Source organism: Hymenobacter sp. BT730, assembly GCF_030542105.1.
GTDB lineage: Bacteria > Bacteroidota > Bacteroidia > Cytophagales > Hymenobacteraceae > Hymenobacter.
In genome coordinates this window covers 359,696-384,799 of the sequence record NZ_JAUOFB010000003.1, presented here as the reverse complement: position 1 = coordinate 384,799, position 25,104 = coordinate 359,696, and the positions used below count along the sequence as shown (strand labels likewise).

The 25,104-nt window shown below is 56.0% G+C and carries 24 protein-coding genes; 11 read left to right on the top strand and 13 right to left on the bottom strand.

All coding sequences use genetic code 11. The features are described 5' to 3' along the window. Positions 1 to 16 precede the first annotated feature (16 nt). Complete coding sequence (locus Q4G72_RS11535; RefSeq protein WP_303311574.1) at positions 17 to 382, bottom strand: CoA-binding protein; 366 nt, start codon at positions 380 to 382, stop codon at positions 17 to 19. A gap of 98 nt (positions 383 to 480) precedes the next feature. Next, the gene (locus Q4G72_RS11530; protein WP_303311573.1) at positions 481 to 891 is read right to left on the bottom strand and encodes a hypothetical protein; all 411 of its coding nucleotides are present in this window, start codon (positions 889 to 891) and stop codon (positions 481 to 483) included. Between the two features lie 163 nt (positions 892 to 1,054). On the opposite strand from Q4G72_RS11530, the gene Q4G72_RS11525 reads away from it, so the two are divergent. Further along, positions 1,055 to 1,720 carry an RNA polymerase sigma factor gene (locus tag Q4G72_RS11525; RefSeq protein WP_303311572.1) on the top strand — a complete coding sequence of 222 codons (666 nt, stop codon included), beginning with the start codon at positions 1,055 to 1,057 and terminating at the stop codon, positions 1,718 to 1,720. An 8-nt stretch (positions 1,721 to 1,728) separates the two neighbouring features. Here the strand turns inward: Q4G72_RS11525 and Q4G72_RS11520 are convergent, their stop codons facing one another. Beyond that, positions 1,729 to 3,306: an NAD(P)/FAD-dependent oxidoreductase gene (locus Q4G72_RS11520; protein ID WP_303311571.1), complete on the bottom strand. Its 1,578-nt coding sequence runs from the start codon at positions 3,304 to 3,306 to the stop codon at positions 1,729 to 1,731. A 194-nt stretch (positions 3,307 to 3,500) separates the two neighbouring features. On the opposite strand from Q4G72_RS11520, the gene Q4G72_RS11515 reads away from it, so the two are divergent. Then, the gene (locus tag Q4G72_RS11515) at positions 3,501 to 4,343 is read left to right on the top strand and encodes an oxidoreductase (protein WP_303311570.1); all 843 of its coding nucleotides are present in this window, start codon (positions 3,501 to 3,503) and stop codon (positions 4,341 to 4,343) included. Positions 4,344 to 4,477: 134 nt separating this feature from the next. Continuing rightward, on the top strand, positions 4,478 to 5,032 hold the full coding sequence (locus Q4G72_RS11510; protein ID WP_303311569.1) for a DUF2911 domain-containing protein: 555 nt from the start codon (positions 4,478 to 4,480) through the stop codon (positions 5,030 to 5,032). A gap of 138 nt (positions 5,033 to 5,170) precedes the next feature. Here Q4G72_RS11510 and Q4G72_RS11505 read toward each other — a convergent pair whose 3' ends face one another. Beyond that, positions 5,171 to 6,148, bottom strand: a complete 978-nt coding sequence (locus Q4G72_RS11505) for a tryptophan 2,3-dioxygenase family protein (RefSeq protein WP_303311568.1) — start codon at positions 6,146 to 6,148, stop codon at positions 5,171 to 5,173. Positions 6,149 to 6,313: 165 nt separating this feature from the next. On the opposite strand from Q4G72_RS11505, the gene sdaAB reads away from it, so the two are divergent. From sdaAB to Q4G72_RS11475, 6 genes are all read left to right on the top strand, one after another. Next, the gene (gene sdaAB, locus Q4G72_RS11500) at positions 6,314 to 6,994 is read left to right on the top strand and encodes an L-serine ammonia-lyase, iron-sulfur-dependent subunit beta (protein ID WP_303311567.1); all 681 of its coding nucleotides are present in this window, start codon (positions 6,314 to 6,316) and stop codon (positions 6,992 to 6,994) included. A gap of 25 nt (positions 6,995 to 7,019) precedes the next feature. Then, positions 7,020 to 8,531 carry a TolC family protein gene (locus Q4G72_RS11495; protein ID WP_303311566.1) on the top strand — a complete coding sequence of 504 codons (1,512 nt, stop codon included), beginning with the start codon at positions 7,020 to 7,022 and terminating at the stop codon, positions 8,529 to 8,531. A 151-nt stretch (positions 8,532 to 8,682) separates the two neighbouring features. Continuing rightward, entirely contained in the window at positions 8,683 to 10,098 is a 1,416-nt protein-coding gene (locus Q4G72_RS11490; protein ID WP_303311565.1) for an efflux RND transporter periplasmic adaptor subunit, read from the top strand. A 203-nt stretch (positions 10,099 to 10,301) separates the two neighbouring features. Then, positions 10,302 to 11,291 (top strand): NAD(P)H-dependent glycerol-3-phosphate dehydrogenase, encoded by a 990-nt coding sequence (locus Q4G72_RS11485; RefSeq protein ID WP_303311782.1) that lies wholly within the window; start codon positions 10,302 to 10,304, stop codon positions 11,289 to 11,291. 43 nt (positions 11,292 to 11,334) lie between these two features. Beyond that, positions 11,335 to 12,207, top strand: coding sequence for a glycosyltransferase family protein (locus Q4G72_RS11480; protein ID WP_303311564.1), 873 nt, complete (start codon positions 11,335 to 11,337; stop codon positions 12,205 to 12,207). A 4-nt stretch (positions 12,208 to 12,211) separates the two neighbouring features. After that, positions 12,212 to 12,640 (top strand): EamA family transporter, encoded by a 429-nt coding sequence (locus tag Q4G72_RS11475; protein ID WP_303311563.1) that lies wholly within the window; start codon positions 12,212 to 12,214, stop codon positions 12,638 to 12,640. On the opposite strand, the gene Q4G72_RS11470 is transcribed toward Q4G72_RS11475, so the two are convergent. The 6 genes from Q4G72_RS11470 to pdxH form a co-directional block, all read right to left on the bottom strand. Beyond that, entirely contained in the window at positions 12,620 to 14,431 is a 1,812-nt protein-coding gene (locus Q4G72_RS11470) for a hypothetical protein (RefSeq protein ID WP_303311562.1), read from the bottom strand. The genes Q4G72_RS11475 and Q4G72_RS11470 overlap by 21 nt on opposite strands. Continuing rightward, positions 14,428 to 15,006 carry a Maf family nucleotide pyrophosphatase gene (locus Q4G72_RS11465; RefSeq protein WP_303311561.1) on the bottom strand — a complete coding sequence of 193 codons (579 nt, stop codon included), beginning with the start codon at positions 15,004 to 15,006 and terminating at the stop codon, positions 14,428 to 14,430. The genes Q4G72_RS11470 and Q4G72_RS11465 overlap by 4 nt, the downstream gene beginning before the upstream one ends. After that, the gene (locus Q4G72_RS11460) at positions 14,984 to 16,294 is read right to left on the bottom strand and encodes a DUF1015 domain-containing protein (RefSeq protein ID WP_303311560.1); all 1,311 of its coding nucleotides are present in this window, start codon (positions 16,292 to 16,294) and stop codon (positions 14,984 to 14,986) included. The genes Q4G72_RS11465 and Q4G72_RS11460 overlap by 23 nt, the downstream gene beginning before the upstream one ends. A gap of 43 nt (positions 16,295 to 16,337) precedes the next feature. Beyond that, on the bottom strand, positions 16,338 to 17,468 hold the full coding sequence (gene rffA / locus Q4G72_RS11455) for a dTDP-4-amino-4,6-dideoxygalactose transaminase (protein WP_303311559.1): 1,131 nt from the start codon (positions 17,466 to 17,468) through the stop codon (positions 16,338 to 16,340). Between the two features lie 43 nt (positions 17,469 to 17,511). Continuing rightward, positions 17,512 to 18,471 (bottom strand): glycosyltransferase family 2 protein, encoded by a 960-nt coding sequence (locus tag Q4G72_RS11450; RefSeq protein WP_303311558.1) that lies wholly within the window; start codon positions 18,469 to 18,471, stop codon positions 17,512 to 17,514. A 66-nt stretch (positions 18,472 to 18,537) separates the two neighbouring features. Next, positions 18,538 to 19,191: a pyridoxamine 5'-phosphate oxidase gene (gene pdxH / locus Q4G72_RS11445; protein ID WP_303311557.1), complete on the bottom strand. Its 654-nt coding sequence runs from the start codon at positions 19,189 to 19,191 to the stop codon at positions 18,538 to 18,540. Between the two features lie 231 nt (positions 19,192 to 19,422). On the opposite strand from pdxH, the gene Q4G72_RS11440 reads away from it, so the two are divergent. Together Q4G72_RS11440 and Q4G72_RS11435 are read left to right on the top strand one after the other, a co-directional pair. Further along, positions 19,423 to 19,980, top strand: a complete 558-nt coding sequence (locus Q4G72_RS11440) for a YqgE/AlgH family protein (RefSeq protein WP_303311556.1) — start codon at positions 19,423 to 19,425, stop codon at positions 19,978 to 19,980. 57 nt (positions 19,981 to 20,037) lie between these two features. After that, a complete protein-coding gene (locus tag Q4G72_RS11435) occupies positions 20,038 to 22,317 on the top strand; it encodes a DUF349 domain-containing protein (protein ID WP_303311555.1) in 2,280 nt (759 codons plus the stop codon). Positions 22,318 to 22,494: 177 nt separating this feature from the next. On the opposite strand, the gene Q4G72_RS11430 is transcribed toward Q4G72_RS11435, so the two are convergent. Genes Q4G72_RS11430 through Q4G72_RS11420 form a run of 3 tightly spaced genes read right to left on the bottom strand, consistent with a single transcriptional unit; the run spans position 22,495 to position 25,100 of the window. Then, positions 22,495 to 23,769 (bottom strand): DUF3570 domain-containing protein, encoded by a 1,275-nt coding sequence (locus tag Q4G72_RS11430; protein ID WP_303311554.1) that lies wholly within the window; start codon positions 23,767 to 23,769, stop codon positions 22,495 to 22,497. A 24-nt stretch (positions 23,770 to 23,793) separates the two neighbouring features. Further along, positions 23,794 to 24,039, bottom strand: a complete 246-nt coding sequence (locus Q4G72_RS11425; RefSeq protein WP_502213676.1) for a DUF4266 domain-containing protein — start codon at positions 24,037 to 24,039, stop codon at positions 23,794 to 23,796. Next, positions 24,036 to 25,100 (bottom strand): FAD:protein FMN transferase, encoded by a 1,065-nt coding sequence (locus Q4G72_RS11420; protein WP_303311553.1) that lies wholly within the window; start codon positions 25,098 to 25,100, stop codon positions 24,036 to 24,038. The genes Q4G72_RS11425 and Q4G72_RS11420 overlap by 4 nt, the downstream gene beginning before the upstream one ends. Between the last annotated feature and the right edge of the window lie 4 nt (positions 25,101 to 25,104).

The following is a 25,104-nucleotide window of genomic DNA, read 5'->3' as shown; positions in this document are numbered from 1 at the left end:
AAATGGGAAGGGCTTACTAATACTGACCAATGGCCAGCATGACCAGCGTGCAGGCTTCTTCGGTTTGAATGCCGCGCTGCTGCGCCAGCTTCTCCAGTTCCGGGTTTTCAGTGCCCGGGTTGAAAATGATGCGCTTGGGGTTCAGATCCAGAATATAGTCGTACCAGACAGGCTGGTGCTGTGGGCCTACGTACAGCGTTATGGTATCAACATCCGAAGACAGGGGGCGGTCAATAGCTATATCGAGGCCGGCTACCTGCCCTTTGCGAATACCGACGGGCACCACTTCGTGACCATGACTTTTTAATTGATGAACAGCGCGAAAGGAGTAGCGGGCTGGGTTGTCGCTGGCTCCCAGAACGAGGGTTTTTTTAGAAGACATCAGAAGAAAAATAAAGCAGCGTCAGAAAGGCAGCCAAAAGCACTGCCTTCGCCTTATACGCAGCCAGGGGCGGCAAAGCTAAGAATAGCTTGCCGGGATTAGTGGTGCGGATGAGCCCCTGCGCTTAAACGCGCCAACGACCAGGCACCTACGGCCATGGCCAGGTCGCGCACGGCTACATCCAGGTAGCGGCCGCTGGTTATCAGGGTGAGGGCAATGGCAATCAGCCAGGCCATAACTACCCACGCACCAATACGGGGGCGCCACAGCACCAATACCCCGGCCACAATTTCAATAATACCTACCACCAGCATAAAGGTGTGGGCCGAGAAAGGCAGCATGGCCACGATAGCCGGATTCAGGTACGCTTCCCAGTTGGTCAGCAGGTTGGTAAACTTATCGGCCCCCGCTACAATGGGTATCAGGCCATAGGTGAGGCGCAACACCTGCGTTACGCTGGGGGCTGCGGTAGCGGAGGAATCAGCCGGATAATGAAGGTCGGTTTGCATGACAGTTGACGTTTGGTGAAGGATGTTTTGTTGCCATTGGATGCACTACCACCCGGGAAGGTTACAGTAGATTTTTGTAACTTATTAGGGCCCGCAGCATCAATTGTAAGCCGGTTGCTTAGCCGGCCCAATAGCTCGCCCCATGCTGCCCGCTCTCGTTCCTATGCCTTACACTCCGCTTTCTGATTTGGAAGTTATTCACCGGGTACTGTCCGGAGAAAAGCAGCTGTTTGAGCTGCTCATGCGCCGTTACAACCAGCGCCTGTACCGCACTGGCCTGGCCGCGCTGGGCGGCAACGTGGCAGGGGTGGAGGAAACCATGCAAAATGCCTGGATAAAGGCCTATCAGCACCTGAGCCGGTTTGAGGGCCGGGCCAGCTTTCCTACCTGGCTTACCCGTATTATGCTCAATGAATGCCTGATGAGTCTGCGCGGGCAACACCGCTTGGTAGAGCTGCCGCAACCCGAAGCCACTACGGAAGCCTCGTTGCGTGAAGAGCATACTCCGCTGCATGACGTGCTGAACGAGGAGCTGCGTCAGGCCCTGGAAACGGCCATTGGTACCCTGCCTAATACCTACCGGAGCGTATTTATGCTCCGGGAAGTAGAGGGCATGAGCGTGGTGGAAACCGCCCAGATGCTGCACCTGTCTGAAACCAACGTAAAGGTGCGCCTGCTGCGCGCCCGGGAACGACTGCGCAGTCAGCTTCAGGACTTTGCCCCAGCGCATACCTTTACTTATCTGGGTCCCCGCTGCGACGCCATGGTGCACCACGTTCTGGCCCGTATGGGCGAAGTACTACAAGAGGCAGCACCCCAATTACAATAATCCAGGTCTCAGCGCGACCCAACCAGGGCGGCTACGGCTTCTGCGCACCGTTCGCCATCCATGGCCGCCGAGACAATGCCTCCGGCATAGCCGGCACCTTCGCCGCAGGGAAACAGTCCCGCCAGGATGGGGTGCTGCAACGTGTCCCGGTCGCGGGGGATGCGCACAGGGGAGGAAGTGCGGCTTTCCACGCCCACTATCTGCCCGGCGTTAGTGGCATAGCCCGGAATCTTACGACCAAAGTTCTGGAAGCCCTGGCGCAGTCGCTCCGCCAGCCCTTTGCCTAGTACCTCATCCATCGAAACGGATACCAGGCCCGGCTGATAGGAGGTTTCCAGCAGCTCCGAGGATACCTTGCCTTTCAGGAAATCGGCGAGGCGCTGAGCTGGGGCTACCTGCGTATTGCCTCCCAGCAGGCAGGCGCGCTGCTCTATTTCCTGTTGCAGGCGTAGCCCGGCAAGCGGCCCGTATTGGCGCACGTCCATTTCTTCCAGCTCAATTGCGGCCACAATGCCGGAGTTGGCAAAGCGGGAATCGCGCCGGCTGGGGCTCATGCCGTTTACCACCACTTCGCCCTGCGCAGTAGCCGCAGGCACTATAAAGCCACCCGGGCACATGCAGAAGGAAAATACGCCCCGCTGCTTGCCCTGCCACTGGGTTTGATGCACCAGGGCATACGAAGCCGCCGGCAGCTGGCCCCGGTCTTGCAGGCGGTACTGCGCCTGATCAATCAGCTGCTGCTGATGCTCTACGCGCACACCCAGAGCAAACGGCTTGGCCTCAATTAGCACCTGCCGGCGGTGCAATAGCTCGTAAATATCCCGGGCCGAATGGCCGGTGGCCAGAATAGTAGCATCCGCTTCAATTGCTTCACCAGTGGCGGTTACGACACCGCGCAGGCGGTTTTGCTCAATAATCAGGTCCGTAACACGGGTATCGAAGCGCACTTCGCCGCCGGCCTCGCGCACACTGTCGCGCAGGGCCGCCACTACCAAGGGCAGCTTATTGGTGCCGATATGCGGATGGGCGTCTACCAGAATATCCGGAGTAGCGCCGTGCTGCACCAATAAGCGCAGAATGCGGCCGACGTCGCCGCGCTTGGTAGAGCGAGTATAGAGCTTCCCGTCGGAATAAGTGCCCGCGCCGCCTTCTCCGAAGCAGTAGTTAGAGTCGGGGTTGACGATATGCTCTTTGTTGAGCGCAGCCAGGTCGCGGCGGCGGGTGCGCACGTCTTTGCCGCGCTCCAGCACAATGGGTTTAATGCCCAGCTCAATAGCCCGCAAGGCAGCGAACAGTCCGGCCGGACCAGCACCCACAATAATCACAGAGTGTCGGGCCCGGCTCACATCCGGAAACCGGAACCAGGGGCCAAACAAGTCAGCAGGTGGCGCTTCCTGATAAATATCGGCCCGCAGGCGTACCAGCGGCTGGCGTCCGCGGGCATCGATGGAGCGTTTGCGCAGGTGTACAAAATCGGCCTGGCCGGGCTGCAGGCCCGCGGCCTGCAGCAATGCGCGGTAGCGCGCGTATTCATCGTAGGCCACTTCCGGCGGGAGCATGACCTCAATTTCCTGTTTATCGGGCATCGGGGTGAAAGGTGTTTAGCCTTTAGACCAAAAAATCAATTGAGCTGCAAAGATACTAGCTTGTTTGCAGGCGAAATAGTACCGGAAACGAAAGGAATTGCCCGCCCGTCAAAACCTGCGGCCGCCTCTGGCAGTTGAACAACCCAACTGCAGCCATACCGCTGCTTGGTGTTTCATTTCTATAGAGAAAATTCATGGCTGATACCCCTAAAAACTGGTTTATTACCGGCGTAAGTACCGGTTTTGGCGCTGCCCTGGCCGATTTGCTACTCCAGAAAGGTGACAAAGTAGCCGCCACCTTCCGCCAGCAGGAGCAGGCTGATGAATTCACTCAAAAAGCCGGTGAAAATGGCCGCGGCTTCGTGGTGGAAGTAACCGACGAAGCCCAGGTGAAACAAGGCGTAGCCGATGCTATTCAGCACTTCGGCCACTTGGACGTCATTGTAAACAACGCCGGCTACGGCTCCCTGGGCAGCATTGAAGAAATTACGGCGGAGGAAGTAAAGCGCCAGTTTGATGTCAATGTATTCGGGCCCCTACACGTCCTGCGGGCCGTGCTACCCCACCTGCGCGAGCGGCGCAGCGGCCACGTGCTCAACATTACCAGCATCGGCGGTCTGAAGACTTTCCCCGGGGTGGGCGTGTACAATGCCAGCAAGTTTGCCCTGGAAGCCATTGGCGAAAGTCTGGCTCAGCAGGTAGGGCCACTCGGGATTAAAGTCACCAACATCGAGCCCAGCGGCTTCCGTACCGACTGGGCCGGCCGTTCCGCCAACATCATTACCACCGGCATTCCAGATTATGAGGCAACCGTGGGCGAGAACCTGAAAGGCATTCAGGGCTACAGCGGCCGCCAGCCCGGCGACCCGCAGCGCGCTGCGCAGATTATGTATGACCTGGTGCGCCAGGAAAACCCACCGCTCCACCTGCCGCTGGGCAAAGCTGCCGTGAAAGGCGCGCGAGATAAATTTGCCGGTTTGGTGAAGGAGCTGGAAAGCGTAGCCAGCATTGGCGACTCGGCTGATTTCCCTGGATAAGTACCTTTTAAAAAGCCGAACAGGCCCGGTAGCTGTGGGTTACCGGGCCTGTTCGGCTTTCAAGAATACGGGAATGAAAAGTTTTCTTGAAATCGTACCTTAGTGCTATCCGTTTCACCAACTCTCTTTCCGCTATGAAAAACACCCGTTTGCATTTCGCGGCCCTTAGCGCGCTGTGGCTGGGTTTGCTACTGCTTTCTGTGAGTGGCTACGCGCAGGACAAAATGCCTGAAGACAAATCCAAGCGGCCCAGCCCGCCAGCGGTGGTTGCTGCCAAAACGCCGGCCGCAACTATCACTATCGACTATAGCCGGCCATCGGTGCGGGGGCGCAAGATTTTTGGGGAGTTGGTCCCTCTGAATCAGGTATGGCGCACGGGCGCTAACGAGGCCACTACCTTCACCGTAGATAAAAATGTGAAAATAGAGGGTAAGGCGCTGCCTGCCGGAAAATACAGTCTGTTCACCATTCCTGCTCAGGATGAGTGGACTATCATCTTCAACAAAGTGCCCGTGCAGTGGGGCGCCTTTAAATATGATGAGAAACAGGATGCGCTGCGCGTGAAAGTAAAGCCGATGGTAACGCCTAAGCTGACGGAGCAAATGACCTTCACTGTTGACAAATCCGGCAAAGTCTCCATCCTGTGGGAGAATACGCAGGTGGACTTTATGGTGGCGTCTGCGAAATAATCAATACCAATAATACCAAGAGTCATCCTGACGCAGGAAGGACCTTCTCACACTAGAACGAGTCGTTAGTACGATTGTCGCTCTAATGTGAGAAGGTCCTTCCTGCGTCAGGATGACAGCGGGTGATGAGGTCAGGTTTTATCCTTCGCCCATCACACTTTCTACCCAGGCCTTGCCCCAGTCTTCCAGTTCCTGTTCGGTCCAGACCTGGGGATAAAAGATGCGTTTCTGGAACTTGGGAGGCAAGTACTTCTTCCAGTTGGTGCCGCCGGTAGCAGCCAGGGCAGTAGGGTCGCGCTCCAGGTAGCGCACTGCCGATTTAAAGTGCATAAGCGGCCAGTTCACGTTCACATTTACATCCAACTGGCGGAGCTGGCGGAGCAGCCGAGGGTGCTGCTGGTCTTCTTCCGGCAGGCGCTGCACTACACTCCACAGGTTGCGGTTCTGGAAGCGGCGGGCGTGCTCGTGCAGAGTATCCGTGTATTTCTCTTCGAATTGTAACAGTGTGAGGGCCTTGGCACCGGTTTCCTCTATGGTAGCGCCGGCTTTCCAGTAAATGCAGCCCATCAGGTCATCGTGGGCGGCGGCTTCGCCCAGCAGTCGGCGTTTTTCCTTGTCGGCCAGGTTGTAGAGCGAGGTGCTGGCCAGCTCAATCATGCGGTACTGTGCGCTCTGGAAGCCTGAGGCCGGCATCAATGACATGCGGAATTTCAGGAACTGTGCCTTCTCCATGCCATCCACCATCACCTCGAAGGAGTTGATGAGATTCTCAAAGTAGCGGTTGATGCGTCCGGTGCGTAGTACCAGCTCCTGCAGGGTTGGCTCTTTTAAGTCGCCTATTTGCTCATACTCGCAGAGGCAGAGCTTAAAGTACAGCTCGGTAATCTGATGGTAGATAATGAAAATCCGCTCGTCGGGAATTTTGGTCAGCGGCCGCTGCAGGCTCAGCAGCGTGTCTAGCTCAATGTAGTCCCAGTAGTTAACGTAGTCGGCGTAGTAGAGGCCTTCCAGGTAGCCAGCCAGATCCTGGCCGTCGGCGGCGTATTTCTGCTGTAGCCGCCGCAGCTGTTCCAGTACGGCTGGCGAAAATTCATCCGGCGGGAGTGGGGTATTCATGAGAGCGTAGGGTGGGTTAAGGCTTGCAAAGAACGAAAAACCCGCTGAAAGCAACACCGGCAGGCCACCTCTATGGCCTTATCTACATCTATTAATAAAGAATAATAGCGAAGCCTACGCCCGTGGTGTAAAATTCCCGGGCGAAACTTCTACTTTTAGCCCAACATGGCAGAAAAAAGCAGCATTTTTGATATGATTGGTCCCGTCATGATTGGACCAAGCTCTTCGCATACGGCCGGAGTAGTGCGCATTGCACGGGCGGCTATCCGCATTCTGGGCTCATTACCCACCCACGCCGTCATCACTTTCTACAATTCTTTTGCCCGCACCTACGAAGGCCACGGCTCCGACCGCGCCATTGTGGCTGGCCTGCTGGGCATGGCTACCGATGATGTGCGCATCCGGGAGGCCTTTGACCACGCCAAGGCGGCTGGCCTCCAGTACACGTTTCAAAGTGTGGGCAATGCCTCCACTATGCACCCTAACACTATTAAGGTGCAGCTGCGTGATGAGCACACGGGCCACGCGGTAGAAGTTGTTGGGCAAAGCCGGGGGGGCGGGGTAATTCGCATTGTGGAGGTAGATGGCTTCCCGTCTGATTTCTCTACGGCCCTGCACACACTCATTATTGATGCCGATGATGTGCCAGGCTCTATTGCTTTCATTGCCTCCGTTATTGCCCACGACGACTGCAACATTGCCACCATGTCGGTGTCCCGTAAGGGCAAGCACGATGCAGCCCGGCAGTTTATTGAAATGGACTCGGGCCTGAAGGATATTACCCTGGAATACCTGCGCCAGCTTAGCTGGGTGCACCGGGTTACCTATATTTCCGCCGCCGATTAAGCAGTTTTTTCGACATTTTCTTGCTATGAAAGCAGCTTTTACCCCCGTTCTGATACGCCTGGCCATTGCCGGAGCGGTATTGTCCGCCCTGCCGGCTTCCGCGCAGACCACCGCGCCCACGCAACCGCCCGCCGGTACCATGCAAGTGGCTCCCAGCGGCCCCTGGACCCTGCAGCGGGCCGTAGACTACGCCCTTCAGAATAACCTGACTGTGCGGCAGAACCAGCTGACGGCGGATCTGGATGAGGCCGACCTGCGCCAGAGCCGGGCGGCTATGCTTCCTTCGGCCAACCTCAGCGGCTCCCAGGCCTGGAACTTTGGTACCAGCCTTGACCCACTGACCAACGACTTCATTACCCAGACTATTCGCTCCAACAACTTCTCGGCTTCTTCGCAGGTCACGCTGTTTTCGGGGTTTCAGCTGCGCAATACCGTGAAGCAGAACGTGCTGAGCTATGAGGCCAGCCGCAACGATATTACCAAGGCCCGCAACGATTTGTCGTTGAACGTAGCATCGGCGTTTTTACAGCTGGTACTGGCCGAGGAGCTGGTGAAATCCAACGCCCTGCGCGTGAACAGCGACGAGCAGCAGATTGAGCGCACGCGCAAGCTGCTGAAAGCCGGTGCGGTGGCCGAAAGCAACCTGCTCGACAGCCAGGCGCAGTTGGCCTCCGATCAGCTGAACGTTATTACGGCCCAGAACCAGCGCGACATAGCCCGCCTGCAGCTCATGCAGCTGATGAATATTGACCCTGCTTCCACCGACTTTCAGATTGAGGTACCTGTTCTAGGTGACCCTGATGAGGAAACAGAAGTACGACTTGATGTAAACGATACGTACCAGACAGCGCAAAGCCTGCTGCCGGAAATTAAAGCGGCTGATCTGCGCGTGCGCAGCGCCCAGTACGGGCAGGAAATAGCCCGTGGCGGCTATTATCCGCGCCTCACGTTTGGGGCGGGCATTTTCACAGGTTATTCCTCGGCCCGCTCGTCGTTTATTCCCACGGGCGAGTTCACCAGAACCTACATACCGGTAGTTGATTCGGTGACGAACCGCCCATCGGGCACGCTGGCCCTGCTGAACGTGCAGCCCAAATATGATGTGAAGCCCACGGCTTTCAATAGCCAGCTGAAAGACAACCTGGGTAAGCAGTTGCAATTCAACCTCAATATTCCCATTCTCAATGGCCTGCAGGCCCGCACCAACGTGCAACGCGCCCAGATTGCCGTGAAGCAGGCCGAGCTGCGCGCTGAGCAAACCCGCCTTACGCTTCGCCAGAGCATTCAGCAGGCTTATGCGGATGCTGTTGCAGCACAGCGCAAGTTTGTGGCGGCCAAGCGCCAGGTAGAAGCTCTGACTACGTCCTACCGCAACTCCGAAATTCGCTTTAACAATGGCCTGCTCAACGGCACGGAGTTCAACATTGCCAAAAACAACCTTTCGGCAGCGGAGTCCAGCATGATTCAGGCGAAATACGAATTCATCTTCCGTAGCAAAGTGCTGGAATTCTATCAGGGTAAGCCAGTAAGCCTGTAATAGCGGATAACAGGGGCAAAGAAATCAAGCTCCAAAGCATAGCTCGCCCTGATCCGCAAGCTCATCCATAACCATATTTCTGCACCACTTTTCATGGTGCCAGAACTCAGAATTTCCAGTAACTAAGTTTTCAAGCTCCTAATACCCTAAAATGAAAAACAACCGCCTTCTGTACATCCTGCTGGCAGTGCTGGCCGTGTTGCTGTTTGGATTTGTCTTTGCGAAGAAGAAAGGGTGGGTGGGTGGCCCCGCCGGCATGGAAGTAATTTCCGCTAAAGCCAAGCCGGCCACCATTGTGGAGAAAGTAAGTGCCTCGGGCAAAGTGCAGCCCGAAACCGAAGTGAAAATTTCGCCCGACGTGTCCGGCGAAATTACAGAGCTGTATGTGCACGAAGGAGACTCCGTGAAGAAAGGCCAGCTGCTGCTGCGCATCCGCCCTGATAATTATCAGGCCATGGTGAGCCAGCAGTCGGCAATGGTAAATTCCCAGCGGGCCGGCGTCGGTCAGGCCAATGCCCGGTTGCAGCAGCTCCTGGCCAATGCCCGCCAAACGGAGCTAAGCTACCGCCGCAACGCCTCGCTTTACAAGCAGAAAGTAATTTCTCAGGCTGATTTTGAAGCCAGCAAAGCAGCATATGAGGCGTCGCAGGAAGAAATAAACTCGGCCCGCCAGAGCATTCGGGCTGCGCAGAGCAATGTGGCCAGCGCTCAGGCCTCGCTGGAAGAAGCCCGCAAAAACCTTAACAAAACCACCATTTATGCGCCCGTGAGTGGTACCGTTTCCAAGCTGAACGTGGAGCGTGGAGAGCGGGTGGTAGGTACTTCCCAGATGGCCGGCACCGAAATCATGCGCATCGCCAACCTGAACTCGATGGAAGTGCGCGTGAACGTAAATGAAAATGACATCATCAACGTGCACCTCGGCGACTCTGCCATTGTGGAGGTAGACAGCTATGCCAGCAAGGATGAGAAGTTCCGCGGCATTGTGACCAGCATCGCCAACACCGCCAAAGATGCCCTGACGGCCGAAGCCGTAACGGAATTTGAGGTGCGCATCCGCCTGTTGCCGGAGTCTTACCGCCACCTGCTGCGCACCGTGGGAGGCCGTACCTTAGTTCCGTTTCGCCCCGGTATGACGGCCTCCGTTGATATTATTACCGACCGCAAAAGCAACGTGCTGAGCGTGCCACTGGCCGCCGTAACCACCCGTTCTGACAGTGCCTTTACGCAAGGCGGCGAAGACAAAAACGGGGTAAAGGTGCGCGTAGGCGGGCCACGCCGCAGCGGCGGTGATGCTGCCGATGATAAAGCCGCGCCGCGCGCTGATGTGCAGGAAGCTGTGTTTGTGGTGCGCAATGGTAAGGCAGTGCTCACGCCCGTGAAAACCGGCATCAGTGACTTCCAGAATATTGAAATCGTAAGCGGCATTACCAATGGCACCGAGGTGGTGAGTGGGCCGTTCCGGGCTGTAGCCAAAAGCCTGAAAGATGGCGCTGCCGTGGTTGTGAAAGATGCCAAGAGCATCAGCAAAGTAGAAGAGAAGCAGGAAGAAGGCGAAGAAAAGTAAGCCGCTAACCTGCTGAGAGGCATTACGTAGGAGAGGCCGGTGCCCTGAGTGGGTGCCGGCCTCTCATTTTTTTTGTCTAAACTCGTCCTTTCTGACAGTTGGGGCATAGTAGCCCTAACTGTCGGAACGTGCCGGATGAGTGTACCCTCCCTGGCCTGAACCTCGATTTGGCACCTCCTTCTGGTGCTTTACAGCATTTCTGCGTGGAAAAAATAGCCATGATTGGCGGTGGTTCCTGGGCCACAGCTTTAACCAAGATTCTGTCTGAAAACGGAGCCCGTGTGGGCTGGTGGATGCGCAGCAAAGAGGATGTGCAGCACCTGCAGCGCACCCGCCACAACCGCCGCTATCTGTCTTCAGTCGCCTTTGATCTGACACGCGTTTTCCCTTCCACTGACCTGGAGGAAACTGTAAAGGAAGCCGACTGGCTGGTGCTGGCCGTGCCCGCCGCTTTCGTAAAAGAAGCCCTAGACAAGCTGGACCGCGACGCCCTCAAGCATAAGCGTATTATCTCAGCCATTAAAGGCATGATTCCGGGCAAAAACGTGCTGGTGACGGATTATGTGGCCGAGCGTTTCAGACTCCCGCATACCCAGTTGGGCGTAGTGGCTGGTCCGTGCCACGCCGAAGAAGTAGCCCTGGAAAAACAAAGCTACCTCACCATTGGCGGCCCCGATCCGGAGTTGGCGGAGGAGTTTAGCCAATTGCTGCGCAACCGCTACACCAAAGCCTATCCTATGGCCGATTTGGATGGTATTGAGTACTGCGCCGTAATGAAGAATATCATTGCCCTGACCAGCGGCATAGCCCACGGCCTGGGCTATGGCGACAATTTTCAGGCTGTATTAGTAAGCAATGCCGTGCAGGAAATGCGCCGCTTTGTGCATGCCGTAAACCCACAACCCCGCGACCTGTCGGCTTCCGCCTACCTCGGCGACCTGCTGGTAACGGCCTACTCCCAATTCTCGCGCAACCGCACCTTCGGTAACATGATTGGGCGCGGCTATTCCGTAAAATCGGCACAGATGGAAATGAACATGGTGGCCGAGGGCTATTATGCAGTGAAAAGCATTCATGAGCTCAACAAGAAGCTGAATGTATCGATGCCTATTACGTCGGCGGCTTATCATATTCTTTACGAGAAGATTTCACCAGCTGTAGAGTTGGAGATTCTGAAGGAGAAGTTACGGTAAGAACAAGGTACTAGCAGCGGTTTTACCGAAATAGATGGGTTTGATGAAAGTTTCCGGTTTCACGTTTGTGCGCAATGCCGTGCTGTATGACTACCCGGTGGTGGAAAGCATTCAGTCCCTGCTGCCGCTCTGCGACGAGGTTGTGGTAGCCGTTGGCAACTCCACCGATGATACACTGGGCCTAATCCGTAGCATTAACTCACCTAAAATCCGCATTATCGAAACCGTGTGGGATGATACCCTGCGGGAAGGAGGAAAGGTATTGGCCGTAGAAACCGACAAGGCATTTTCCGCCATTGCCCCGGATGCTGACTGGGCCATTTACCTGCAGGCAGATGAGGTGCTGCACGAGCAGGACTACCCGGCTATTCGGAAAGGCATGCAGCGCTGGGTAACTGATAAGCAAGTAGATGGCCTACTGCTGAAATACCGCCATTTCTATGGCTCTTATGACTATCTGGGCGATGCTCCCCGCTGGTACCGCCGGGAGATACGCATTGTACGGCCCGGCGCGGGCATTTATTCTTACCGAGACGCGCAGGGCTTTCGCAAAAAGCAGGATGAAAAGCTGCGCGTGAAGTTGCTGGATGCCACGGTGCACCACTATGGTTACGTGAAAGCGCCTGCGGCCATGCAACGCAAGCAGGAAACCTTTGGCAAGCTCTGGCATTCTGATGAGTGGATGGCCGAAAACGTAGTACCCGCTACCGAGTTCGATTATAGCCAGGTAGACTCCTTGCAGCGCTACACAGGTACGCATCCACAGGTGATGCTGGCGCGCATCAAGACCCAGAACTGGCAGTATGAGCACGATATGTCCCGCAACCGCTACCGCCGCAAAGACCAACTCAAGCACTTGGTAGAAAAGCTGACGGGCTACCGCCCGGGCGAATACCGCAACTATAAGCTTGTTTAGCCCAATGCCTTGGTTTGTCCTGGCCCTGCTCACGGCCTTTTGTCTGGCCCTCTACAATTTCTTCATCAAACTGGCCTCCGATCAGCTGCCAGCGGCGGTAGGGGCAGTGGTGCTGCAGCTCGTAGCCGCTGTTTTGGGCGGAGCCTGGTTGCTCAAGTTAAAACTGCAGGGCCAGCCGCTACCCGTATCAGGGAAAGGGTTGGCACTGGCCGCCTTGGCGGGGCTGGGCGTAGGACTGGCCGAGATTCTAACGTTTGTGATATTCAGTAGGGGCGTGCCATCCTCCGTGGGCACACCCATCATTGTGGGGGGCTCGGTGCTGCTAACGGCTGCTATGGGGTTGTTACTGCTGCGTGAATCCCTTTCTCTCCCACAGGCCTTAGGTTTGCTGCTAATTGTGGGAGGTATTGCGCTACTGGCGCGTGGGCACTAGAGCACCGGCGGCTATAGTAGGATCTTGGGCTAACACTCGCACATATTGATTCTCATAAACCCGTTTCCAACTACTGCTGGGGCAGAGGCCGGGCTTCGTTTTATCCAGGACCAGGTAATCGTAATCGGCCCCAAACTGGTAAGTAGATGATAAGTGCGGAATATGTTGATCCTGCTTATTAAAAAAGCAAAAGAAAAACTGGTAGTGCCCGTTTTCAACAAAAACCCGCTTAGGGTGATGCTGAGTTAACCAAGCATAAGTAGCTTCCACCTGTTGCTGGACGGATGCCGTTTTTCGAGCATAATGATTCAGATAATAAAGCTGGTAGCCGGCATAAGCCAGGATAAATACCAGTGCGCCCCGGAATTGCCAGGTATCGGATACCTTAAGTTGCCGTCCTAACTGTACATACAGGATACCTGCCCCCATAAACAGGAAGAACATTAAATAAGTAAGCGTACGGGCCGGCGGATAAAGCAATTGCACGGCCATAATGCCATAGGGTAATACCAGCATGATCAGCAGAGCCGGGCCATAACGTCGTACCCACGTTCCGGAACCTGCTAAGAAAAGGCCCACTAATAAACCGGCATGAACAAGCAGAACAGCTGCCAGCCCTACCCGTTCCTGACCCACCAACACTTCCAGCACAGGCCCGAAATAACTCCTGAACCCAACCAGAAATATTGAAAAGGGGATGGTTTCCAGGTACGGGTTGCCCAGTAGCATCTGCTTGCCCGAAATCAGCACGACAGGGGAATAAAGCAAGAGGCAGCCAACACCAGTGCTTATACCGGTAGCTATAACGCCTGACAAAGCCACCGTCCCGCGTCGTCCTATACTATAAAGCCCCAGTATAGCCATCAGGGGGAGAATGGCATACGCGTGGGTAGGAATCGTGTAAAAGCCCAGAATATTAGTGGCCAGCAGCACAAACCAATAAAGCCGTTGCCGGGTCTGTCGGAAGCCCAGGCCTAGTACTGCCAGAAACCCCAGACTGGCGCAGATTGCTTGCAGAAAATACCCCCGGCCAATAAATGAGTAGTAAAGCCCAAAAGGCGCAAAGCAAAAAATCCCCACCGCGAGAAGTGCTACCGTAAAGCTGGTAAAACGGAGCAAAGCCGCAAAGAGCACAACCGTCCCAACCAGACTTATCAGGTAGGTAGGTGCCCTTGTTGTCCAGTAGAAATTAGAGGATACCTGATGGAACAGGTTGCTGATAACGTTGTAAAGAATATGATTATTGGGCAGCGGATAGTAGCTGGCAGCGGCCACTAACCCTTCGCTGCCAAAGCACATATGAGACTGGGTTTCGTCGCTTTCCTGAGGGTAATAAAATAAATAATAGGTCCGGGCTGCCATAAGCAGCAGCAGAAGGAGCAGGGACGTAATTTTGTAGGGCTTGGGAAGATGGTCAAGGGTATTCCACAGGGTACGTATCCCTTCGTTGAATTCCTGGCCTAGAACTCGAAGCTCCTGCTGTAACTGGCTTTGGTGTCGATATCCGAAGGCCACTACTGTAGTAACCGCGGCAAAAGCCACCCAAATAAGTAAGCGGAAATAACCAAAACCGGTTTCGCTCATCCTTACGGGTAAGTGCTGATACCCACTCTCATGATAGGTAAGCTCCTGCAGGCGCTGGATTTCAGCGTAACGGCTGAACCCGAATACCACCGTTAGGAAAAGCAGAATTACCCACCAAACCAGCAAGCCGCTGGCCCCGAAAAAGGCTAAGCCAGGGTGCATGGCATCCTTTTGCGAACCAGGTATCCGAGCTAACGAAGGGCTCATACGGGCAAACTCAACCCGAATTTATGCAGCTCTTCCCACACCCGGTGTACCGGCAGCCCCATCACATTAAAGTAAGAGCCTTCCAGCCGGGTTACGGCTACCATACCAATCCAGTCCTGGGCGCCGTAAGCGCCCGCTTTGTCCAAAGGCTGGTACTGTCGCACGTAATAGTCAATTTCCACGGGGCTGAGCGGCTTGAAATGTACCCGGGTCTGATCAGAAAAAACCACTTTCCGGCCGTCTCCTCCCAGCAGACACACCCCGGTGAACACGTCATGCGTGCGGCCCTGCAGGCGGGTCAGCATTTGCCGGGCTTCCACTTCATCGGCAGGCTTGTTCAGCACGTCGTCATCCAGGCACACAATTGTATCGGCGGTTAGCACTACTTCATTTGGGGCCAGGCCCGCGGCGTAGGCTGAGGCTTTATGAGCGGCCAGATATTCGGCAATTTCAGCCCGGCGCAAATGGGTAGGGAAGCTCTCATCTACCTCTTGCAGGCGCACCTCATAGGGTATACCCAGATCAGACAGCAGCTGGCGGCGGCGCGGAGAATTAGAAGCAAGTAGTAAATGCATGCGTGTGCTCGTCATCGCGGATGGAGGTGAACAGAAAGCCACCAATGGTTTTGGGGTAGAAAAAAGTAGACTTAGGCGGCATTACAGCGCCGCTGTGGCACACACTTTCCACTTCTGCCATGGTTACTTCGTTGGTGATGAAGGCCGCGCGCGCTTCGTTTCGGTCTACGCGTGTCAGGCATTCTGAGAAATTCCGGACGTACGCAATGCCCGTCCACTGCCGCTGGGCATCAGGCCCTATGATACCAAGGGCTTTTTCCAGAACGAAGTAATGCAGCACCGTCAGATCCAGGGCTTTCACCTCGGGGGTGGTGGGCCAGCTGAGCTGTTCATGTATTTCCGGTCGCAGACGCAGCTTGTAGGCTTGGCCATTCAGATACAGGCCAAAGGCCCAGCGCTTACCGGCAATCAGCTCCGGCAGCGAATAAGCGTCTTCCTGAGGCAGAACAGTAAAATACGGCTCAAGGCGGGAAAGAAATTCGGCGTCCGTCAAACCATCGGGAAGCTCCAGCAGCAACCGGTGCGTAGGCAGAATGCGCAGGTCATCAGAAGCGGAGTTGGTCAGGTACATCAAGTGGTAGTTCCAGGCTTCCTGACCCGTAGACGTAGAGTTGGCCAACTGCCGGGCCTGGCGATAAGCCAGAGAGCCCTCGTAGCGGTGGTGCCCATCGGCCAGAATAACCTCCCGCTGCTTTAGTACCTGCTGAAAACGCTGAATAACCGCCGCATCCTGAATAACGGCCAGTACATCCCGCGCACCCTGGTAATCTTCTTCCGTCTCATATAATGGGGCTTTCATGGCCTCATCCATAAAAGGCTCCAGCTCATGGAGCACATCACGGTACAAGCCATGGGTGGCGCTGGTCTGAAACTGGGTGCGGGCCAGCAACTCGGCCCGGTCGTTTACGGCTAGTGGCAGGGTGTTTTCGTGCCGCAATACTACGTTTTCCTGCCAGTCGTATGCCCGGATGTGACACATGAAGCCCTTGCGGCAGTATTCACGGGTGTGACCGGGCAAACGGAAATATTGGTAGTACACATAGATGCCGGGCAACTCATCCTGCAGCAGCACGCCTTTCTCCTGCCACTCCGTAAGGCGGGCCAGAGCGGCTCCGGCGGCATCATCACCCCGGGGCACGGAGAGATGAATGCTGTTCAGCGGATTGCGGTACAATGCCTCCCGTTGCTTCGGCGAAACCACGTCGAATAGTGGGGATACATAATCGTCTATGGCAGCGCTGAGCGCCGGATTGTAGCGCCAGCCGCGCACGGGTTGAATTTCAGCCAAAGGAGCAGGTCAGTTTTTACAAGTGTAAAGGTATTAACCCCGCTCAGACGATGGAGCTATAAAAAGTATTTACCTCCTCTATTATCATAGCCTGTTGGGAAGCTTCTAACTCATAAAACAGCGGCAGACGCACCAAACAATCAGCATAGTGTTCGGCCCATGGGAGTGTACGGCCATCATGCTGCGCCTGATAATATGGACTCAGGTGCAAAGGCTGATAGTGAAATACAGCCAGCACGTTACAGGCCCGCAAATGGGCAATCAGGGCCGTACGCTCCTGCAAATTCCGGCACACCAGATAAAACAGGTGGCCATTGTTGGTAGCATAGTCTGGCAGCGTGGGCAGGCCAATGCTCTGAGCCCGGAGCGGAGCCAGCTGGGTAGCGTACTCCGTCCAGAGGTGCTTGCGGCGCTGCTGAATATCCTGCAGGTTTTCCAGCTGGGCATACAGAAAAGCGGCGATGATATCCGAAGGCAGAAAAGAGGAGCCTATATCCACCCAGGTATATTTATCTACTTCTCCCCGAAAGAAGGCTGAGCGGTTAGTGCCTTTCTCCCAGATGATTTCTGCGCGCCGGGCAAACTCAGCCTGGTTAATGGCCAGTAAGCCGCCTTCCCCGGAAATTATATTTTTGGTCTCGTGAAAGGAAAAAGCCGCTAAATGGCCTATTTGGCCCAGAGGCTGGCCTTTGTAATAACTATCAATAGCATGGGCCGCATCTTCCACCACCAGTAGATGGTGCTTCCGCGCCAGGCGCATAATGGCATCCATGTCGCAGGCAATGCCGGCATAGTGTACGGGCACAATAGCGCGGGTGCGTGGGGTAATGAGCGCCTCCAGCTGGTCTACATCCAGGTTGGGGTTTTCTAGGGTGCTATCTGCAAACACCACTTTTGCCCCGCGCAACACAAAGGCATTGGCCGTGGAGACAAAGGTGAAAGAAGGGATAATGACTTCGTCGCCGGGTTGGATATTCAGCAGCAAAGCGGCCATTTCCAACGCGGCGGTTCCCGATGTCGTGAGCAGGGTTTTGTGAAAGCCCAGCTGCTGTTCAAAAAACGCGTGGCAACGTTTGGTGAAGGCCCCATCACCCGATATTTTTCCCATCCGTACGGCCTCTTCAATGTAGCGGGTTTCCCTGCCCGAGAGATACGGCTTGTTAAAAGGAATCATGGGCACAGGAACGGCGCGAGTTGGAAGATAAGGAGGGTAAGAGTTAAGGCTTTTCTGTTAGCTGATCAGTCCGTATATCCTGATCAATAAGGTACAGCGGCCGGTTTTTAACTCCTTCAAAAGTTTTGCCGATGTATAGCCCTACTACGCCCAACACGAAAATTATCAGGCCGGAGAAAAACCAGATAGAGGTAATTAAGCTGGCATAACCCAGTACGGTAATCCGGCCTTCCAGCCAGCGAATAAGCGTGTAGAATACGCCAATAAAGGCAGTGGCCGAAATCAACAGCCCGAGCTTGATAGTCAGCCGCAGGGGCTTATCAGAATACGCCAGAATAGTATCCATTGCTAGATCCAGCTTTCGGCGGAATCCATAAGCGCTTTTTCCGGAAGGGCGCGGAGCATGCGCTACCGGCAGCGTTGCCCCCCGGAAACCTACCCACCGAATCATGGTGGGGAAATAGCGGGCGGTTTCCCGCATCCTACACAGGGCATCAATTACCCGGCGGTTGTAAATGCCGAAGTTGGCAGTGCTGCTGTCCTGCCGGGTGTCGGTGAGGTATGCCAGAGCGCGGTAAAACAGCCGCGACAAGGTTTTCTTCAGCCAGCTGTCCTGCCGGTTGGCCCTTTGGGCAATAACCCAATCAAACCCTTTGCGCGCGTGGGCCAGCAGGAGCGGGATTTCCTCCGGGCGGTCCTGCAGGTCACAATCCATAATAACCACCCACTGGCCCTGGCTATAATCCAGGCCGGCAGTAATAGCGCTGTGCTGCCCAAAATTCCGGCTCAGGCGCAGCCCTCGCACGCGGGGATAAGCGTGCGTCAGCTGCTCAATCACCTGCCAGGACTGGTCAGGACTCCGGTCATCCACCAGAATAATCTCAAAATCCTCCGTAATGGGCCGCACACTTGCTTCAATACGTGCCACAAGCTCGGGCAGCAGCTTTTCGGCCATATAAACCGGACTGATGACCGAGATAAAAGGAGTAGAAGAGTGTGACAAGTATAACGGTGGGTTAAGGGCCGGCGCCGCAAGTTAGCAGGGAATATAGCAGGGGAGAAGCCGCCCTTACGGGGCCAAGCGGCTTAGGCGCCAGGAATTATCCGGGGTACGCTCATAAACAATTCGGTCGTGCAAACGAGAAGGCCGCCCCTGCCAGAACTCAAGACGGTGTGGTTGTAGAATATAACCGCCCCAGTTTTCCGGGCGGGGCAGTGGGTCCTGCCCGGCAAAGCGGCCAGCTGTTTCTTTCTCCCGCATTTCCAGTTCCTCGCGGCTACGTATTACCTGACTTTGGGGCGAGGCCCAGGCCCCTACCTGGCTGCTGCGTGGGCGGCTCTGAAAATACTCCGTAGATAAGTTGTCCGGGGCTTTTTCTACCCGCCCTTCAATGCGTACCTGCCGCTCCAGGCCAGGCCAGAAAAAAGTGAGGGCAGCCAGCGGCTGCGCGGCCAGTTCCTGACCTTTCCGGCTTTCATAGTTGGTAAAAAACAGAAATCCCGCATCATCAGGCAGGCCTTTCAGTAATACTACCCGCCCGGTGGGCTGGCCTTCCGTATTTACGGTAGAAAGCAGCATGGCCGTAGGCTCGTCCAGGCGGGCGTCCAGTGCCTCCTGCAGCCATACCCGAAACTGCTGAACAGCATCTGGGTTAACCTCGGCTTCTGTAAGGGTATGCTGCGCGTAGGTTTTGCGCAAATCAGCCAGCTGCTGGTCAGTCATAACGCTAGATGGAAGGTGGTAATAATGGCAGGGGGCTGGTAGCAGCACCCTGTGGTAATCCGGCTGCAAGGTAACAGAATGCGGCTATGCCGGGAACCCGCAGCTAGTACACACACGTACTGCAGAAGGAAAACACCCATATATTTTCCTGCATATTGCCGCGAATCTTGTGCATCTTTCCATCCCGGCGGTGTTGCTGGCCACTGGGCGTCATTCACCAGCATGTTGCGTATGAAACCCGGTAGCTTACTTATCTCGCAGCCCTTCCTGGGCGACCCTAACTTCGAGCGGACGGTGCTACTGCTGTGCCAGGATTCGCCGGAGGAGGGCTCTTTTGGTTTAGTGTTGAACCGGCCTTCCGTACTAATGCTGGGCGACGTGATGGAACTGCCCGCAGGCGACGAATCCGTTGCGGCGCAACTCCCACTAGGTATTGGCGGCCCTGTGCAGGCCGATACACTGCACTACCTGCATCGCCGCTCCGATGTACCTGGAGCCGAGCCCATTGGCCAGGACGTTTACTGGGGTGGCGACTTTTCCGTGCTGCTGGGCCTGATTGAAAGTGGTAGTATCGGCCCCGATTCGGTGCGCCTGTACGCCGGCTACTCTGGCTGGACAAATGGCCAGCTTGCCGAAGAAGTCCGGGAAAATGTTTGGATAGTGCATCCCAATGCTGCCGGGAAAGTATTTACTTTGGAAAGTGATGCATTCTGGCAAGCTATTTTGCGTGAGAAAGGCGGACGCTACCGCATGCTGTCCAATTACCCTGTAGACCCCCGGCTTAACTAATATCCCCGCCGGCCGCCTTCCATTCCCTGTATACTACAGGGCTTTTCTGCTGAAGTTATGGTACCTGAAAACGAACAAGCCACTCCCACCAATCCTGCCAACGGCACCGCTCCCGATTCTGACTCGCCCATGAGCATTCTGGAGCGCCGCTTGGCTGAGATTAATGCCCAGGGCCAACCTGCGGCAGCCCCTGCCACGCCTACCGAAGAAATTCAGGAGCAGCCTGCCCAGGGAGCCGCTGCGCCGCCCGTTACCGAGCCGCTAGGTGCCGGCACTGCCGAAGCGCCGGCCGAGCCCGACGCCTCTGCTACAGCACCTGCTGAAGATGAGCCCATATCGGCCTCCCAGGCCCGGTCTATCGACCATGCTGGAACGCAGAACAAAGAAGCTTTCATTTCGGAAGAACTAGCTGCTGCGCCGGTGCCTGCCACCGAAACAAAACAGACCGTTGCGCCGGTTGCCGAGGATGCCATAAGCCCCGCTCCCCCAGCACCCCACGCCACACTGGGTACGCCGGATTCGCCGCCTTCTATTTCATCTGCTGAAACCTCAGCGGAGCTGCCCTCCGGCGAAGAGGCTACAGAGGAGGAAGAGGAATATGTGCCCGAAACCCCCGCCCCAGACTTTGCCACGCTGGATTTAGCCGGCCAGGGTACGCACCTGCTCACCTTACTGCGCCGGTCCGATGCTCGTCAAAACCGCAAGCAAATCTTCGACCTGCACCGGCTGTATGAAGCGGCCGTCACCGCCGACCGTAACGCCGCCCGGCAGCGCTTTACCGACGGGGGTAATGAGGCGGATGACTTTTCCTATGCTGGCCCGGAGGGCTATCAGGAGGTAGTAAGAGCCATGCAGGAGTTCCGGGAAAGCCGGGCTCGTGATGTTCGGGCCGAGGAAGAGCAACGCGCCAAAAACCTTTCACACAAACAATATCTGCTCTCCCAGCTGCGCCAGTTGGTTGAGTCAGCAGAAACCAAGGATAGCTCGGCCCGCATTAAGGCCCTGCAAAACGACTGGAAGGCCACCGGCCCTGTGCCGCAGAAAGACGCACAGGACCTGTGGAACAGCTACCACGCCCTGCTCGACATTTTCTATAATAACCGCGGGCTCTTTTTCGAAATGAAGGAGCTGGACCGACGCCGAAATCTGGAAGCGAAAGAGGCCCTTATCGTTCGCGCTGAGGCCTTGCAGCAGCATACCAGCATTAACAAAGCCCTGCAGGAACTGCGTCAGCTGCATGAGGAGTGGAAGCATATTGGCCCGGTTCCCCAGGAGCAGCGGGATGCCATCTGGACCCGCTTCCTGGCGGCTTCGGAGAAAGTCCACGACCGTAAAAAGGAGTTTCTGGATGCCCGCTCCGCCCAGGAAAACGCCAACCTCACGCGCAAAATGGCTTTGCTGGAGCAAATTAAGCCCTATGCAGAGTTCCAGACAGACCGCGTAAACGAGTGGCGCAGTAAAACCGATGAGCTGCAGAAGCTGAAGGAGGAGTGGGATGCCGCCGGCCTGGTGCCGCGCGACAAGGCCGAGCAGATGAACAAGCAGTTCTGGTCGTCCTACAAAGGCTTCTTCCAGCGTAAAAATCAGTTCTTTAAAGCTCTCGACGAAGAAAAAAACGCCAACCTGAAGCGCAAGCTGGAGTTGTGCGAACAAGCGGAAGCGGCGCTGCAAAACCCCAATTGGGAAGAAGGCCGCGAGATTGTTATTCGCCTGCAGAAAGACTGGAAAACCATTGGCCGGGTACCTGAAAAACAGTCCGATAAAGTGTGGAACCGCTTCCGCACCGCCTGCGACGCCTTCTTTGAGCGGAAGCACGAGGAAAGTCGCCAGCGCGAGCAGCATGCTCAGCAGGTAACCAAGGAGCAGGCAGCTTACCTGGACCGGGTGGCAGATACCGTTGCCACACTGACCGTGGATGAGCCTGGCACTCTGGAGGGCTTCCGCCAGCTTACATCCGAATGGCAGGCGTTTGCCGGAACCGGTGGCCGCGCTGAATCTGAACGGGCTGATGCACGCTTCCAGGGGCTGATGGCGAAGTACCTGGATATGGTGCCTGCCCTTTCCTATGCGGAGCGCGCCGACCTTTTATTTCAGTTGCAAATTGACCGCCTTAAGTCTTCCCCGGATTCTCAGCAGCAACTGTATAAGAAGGAGCAGGCGCTGCGTCGGGAAATCAATGAGCTGGAAAATGACATTTCCACGCTGAAGACGAACCTTGAGTTCTTCGCCCGCTCCAAAAACGCAGGTCAGCTGCGCGAGGAATATCAAGGCCGCATAGATGAAGCTCAACAGCGCATCGAAGGCCTGAAAAAGCAGCTCAAAATTGTGCGTAGCTAGCTTGCCAGGTTGAAATAAACAAAAAAGAGCCTCCGCTTCCGCTGAGGCTCTTTTTGTTTATTCGACAATGAAAACTCCCTTAGTATTAGTGGTCTAGTAAATCTGAAACCGCTTCGCTCCGGATTTCAGGATAAATAACCTGGCTGCCAAGTTGCCGGCCCGAGTCAACGAGTTCGTTCAGGGCATGGTGAAAGAAAGGTCAGCACTGAGCAAGCTGGCGGTCAGGCCGACGCTCTGACGATAGTAGGCGTAGCGAACGTCTAGAGCCTTAAACTTGGCAACCCGGCCTCCAAATGGAGTTTTGAAGCGGCCGATACCGTACACCGGTGAGTAGCGCAACCCCAGGCCAAATTTGTTGGCTGCGAAGCTGGCTAGGTCGTAGTCGGAGGTGAAATATGTGTCGGTGATACTATGCTCCAGGTAAGGTGCGAAGTACCGGGCTGCCGTTTGGGTATGGTAACGGTAGAAAGGGTAGAGTACGAAGAAGGGCGTCACTTTCACCGGCGTCTCCAACTCCAGAGTATGAGCCGTGATGCCGAAGTTGTCGTTGTAGAAGCGGTAATAGCCGCGCAGCTGCACTAGGTCGGTGGCGTAGTAGTTTAGGCGGAGGCCCACCGGGTACTTGTAGCGCTGGCGAGGTAGCAGCTCGGTTTTGGCCGAACCCAGTGCCCCGCCCGTTTCCTTAAAGTAAACCCGGTGAAAGGGCGTGCTCAGCAACCCGTTCTGGGCCACCAGTTCGGTGCTCACTGCTGCCTGCAGACGTTGCGAAAGCACCTGTGAGTAAACCAGACTCAGGTTGTAACTCTGTCGTGTATCGGTGCCGTCCTCACGTCGGCCGTTCACGCGCAGTTCTTCCGGCAAAATAACTGTAGCACGGTCAAAAAAGGCTTGGGCGGCCACGCTCAGTTCCCGGTTACCGTCGGCGGAGGCATGGGCCCAGGAAGCCGTAATATTTCCCGAGAGGTAATCATACTCCTTGGAAAAGCCGCCGCCCAGCCCCACGGTGGTGCGCTTGTCAGCCAACTGGCGCGAGAGCCCCAGGTCGAGGTGGTAGCGGGTATCCGACGATGAGGGGGAAGACAGTACCTGGTCAATCCGGTCAGTCGAGGCCGAGGCGTAATAGTCCATGCCCAGGTTAGCCGAAAGGCGCGTGACCGAATCCAGCGGCACATTCAGGATAATGGTAGGAGTAAAATCGGTGAGCTGTTGGGTGCCCCGTCCGCCTTCTACGGCCCCGTGGTCGCCATCCTGAGCATAGTAGCTGGAAAGAATGTTTACCTCAGTTTCGCCGTGGTTGCTGGGGTTAGGTGGACTAGGGGCTGTAGCGGCCGGAGTCCCGTAGCCGTCCACGCGGTTAGGAATAGGCGTGGCTTGGGCAAAAGCTAGTGTGGGCAGTGCTACCAAGGCCAGGAGTAGTCCAGCCAGCCGAGGGATGGAACGGAGTATAGACATCGGGAGAATCGGGTTCGTCATTGGTTAATTGCAGCCGCAGCCGCCGCCTACTTTGCCCCCGTTGGCCCCACCCGCGCCTTCGCGGTAGCTCTCGAAGTTGGTTTCGTACACTTCCACGCGCTTGTTAGCCAGCTTCATGTCTTCGTCGTTCAGGTATACCTTCTGGTAGGCAGCCACCGACACACAACTGGTCAGCCCGCTGCCGGCCGTAAGGAGCAGTAGTACTACCAGGAGCCGAACCCGCCGGATATATCTAGGAATAGTGCTCATGGTTTAGAAGCCGCGGCGGCCTGGGGTGGCTGGGTGGAGTAATAGTTGATGGCCATGCCGCGCGAGGTGAGCGTGCGGCCGTCGTTGGTGATAAGTGTACAGTTCACGCCTTGCAATTGATTGATAAAGGCCAGGCCCTGCTCCGGCCCTTTCACGAACACTACCTCATCCAGTCCATCCGCCAGCTCCACATCCGGACAGATGATAGTGACCGAGCGCAGGCCCGTAGCCGGGTAGCCAGTGTGAGGGTCAATAATGTGCCCGTAGTACGTGCCATTCACCGTGAAATACTGCTCGTAGTTGCCCGCCGTCACCACAGCCACATCCGTTACTGTGACCCATGAAGACACGGACTTCGGAAATGCCGGGTCCCCAATGGCAATACGCCAGAGCGAGCCATCGGCCTGCCGGCCCCAGCATGAGACATCACCGGAGCCATTGATGAGGCCGCCCGTTACACCCATTTGCTTCATCAGGGCCTGAGCCTGACGCACGCCGTAGCCCTGCAGGATACCGGCCAGATTCAGGCGCATGCCTTTGTCTTTCAGCATGACCGAATGCGTGGCCGGATCCATCAGCACTTTGCGGTAGTCAATGCGGGCTACCGAGGCCTTCACGACTTCGGGCGGGGGTAGGGATGCGTGCTCCTGCCGGTCGAACTTGTATATCTTTTCGCCGCCCGCGAAGGTGATATCGAAAGCCCCGCCGCTAAGCTCTGAGAGCTTTAGGGTGCGCTGAATCAGGTCGTAGACTTCCTGGTCCACCACCACTGGCTTAATACCGGCCAGTCGGTTTATCCGGGTGATTTGCGACGTAGAGTCCCAGTAGGAGCATAGCCTGTCAATGCGCTGGGCTTCCCGGATACCCGCTCTGATAGCCCGCCAGGCCAGCGAGTCGTCGTTTGAAACTGCCGTGAAGGTAAAGTGGGAACCCATCAGGTGGGCTGAGCGCGTGAAATTGCGGACCCGGACGGCGGACGTTTGGGCCTGCACCCCGCTGCCACTCAGCATTAGTCCGAGTAATAGACCGCCGCCCAACTTAACAAGGAAGGTGCTGAACATGCCG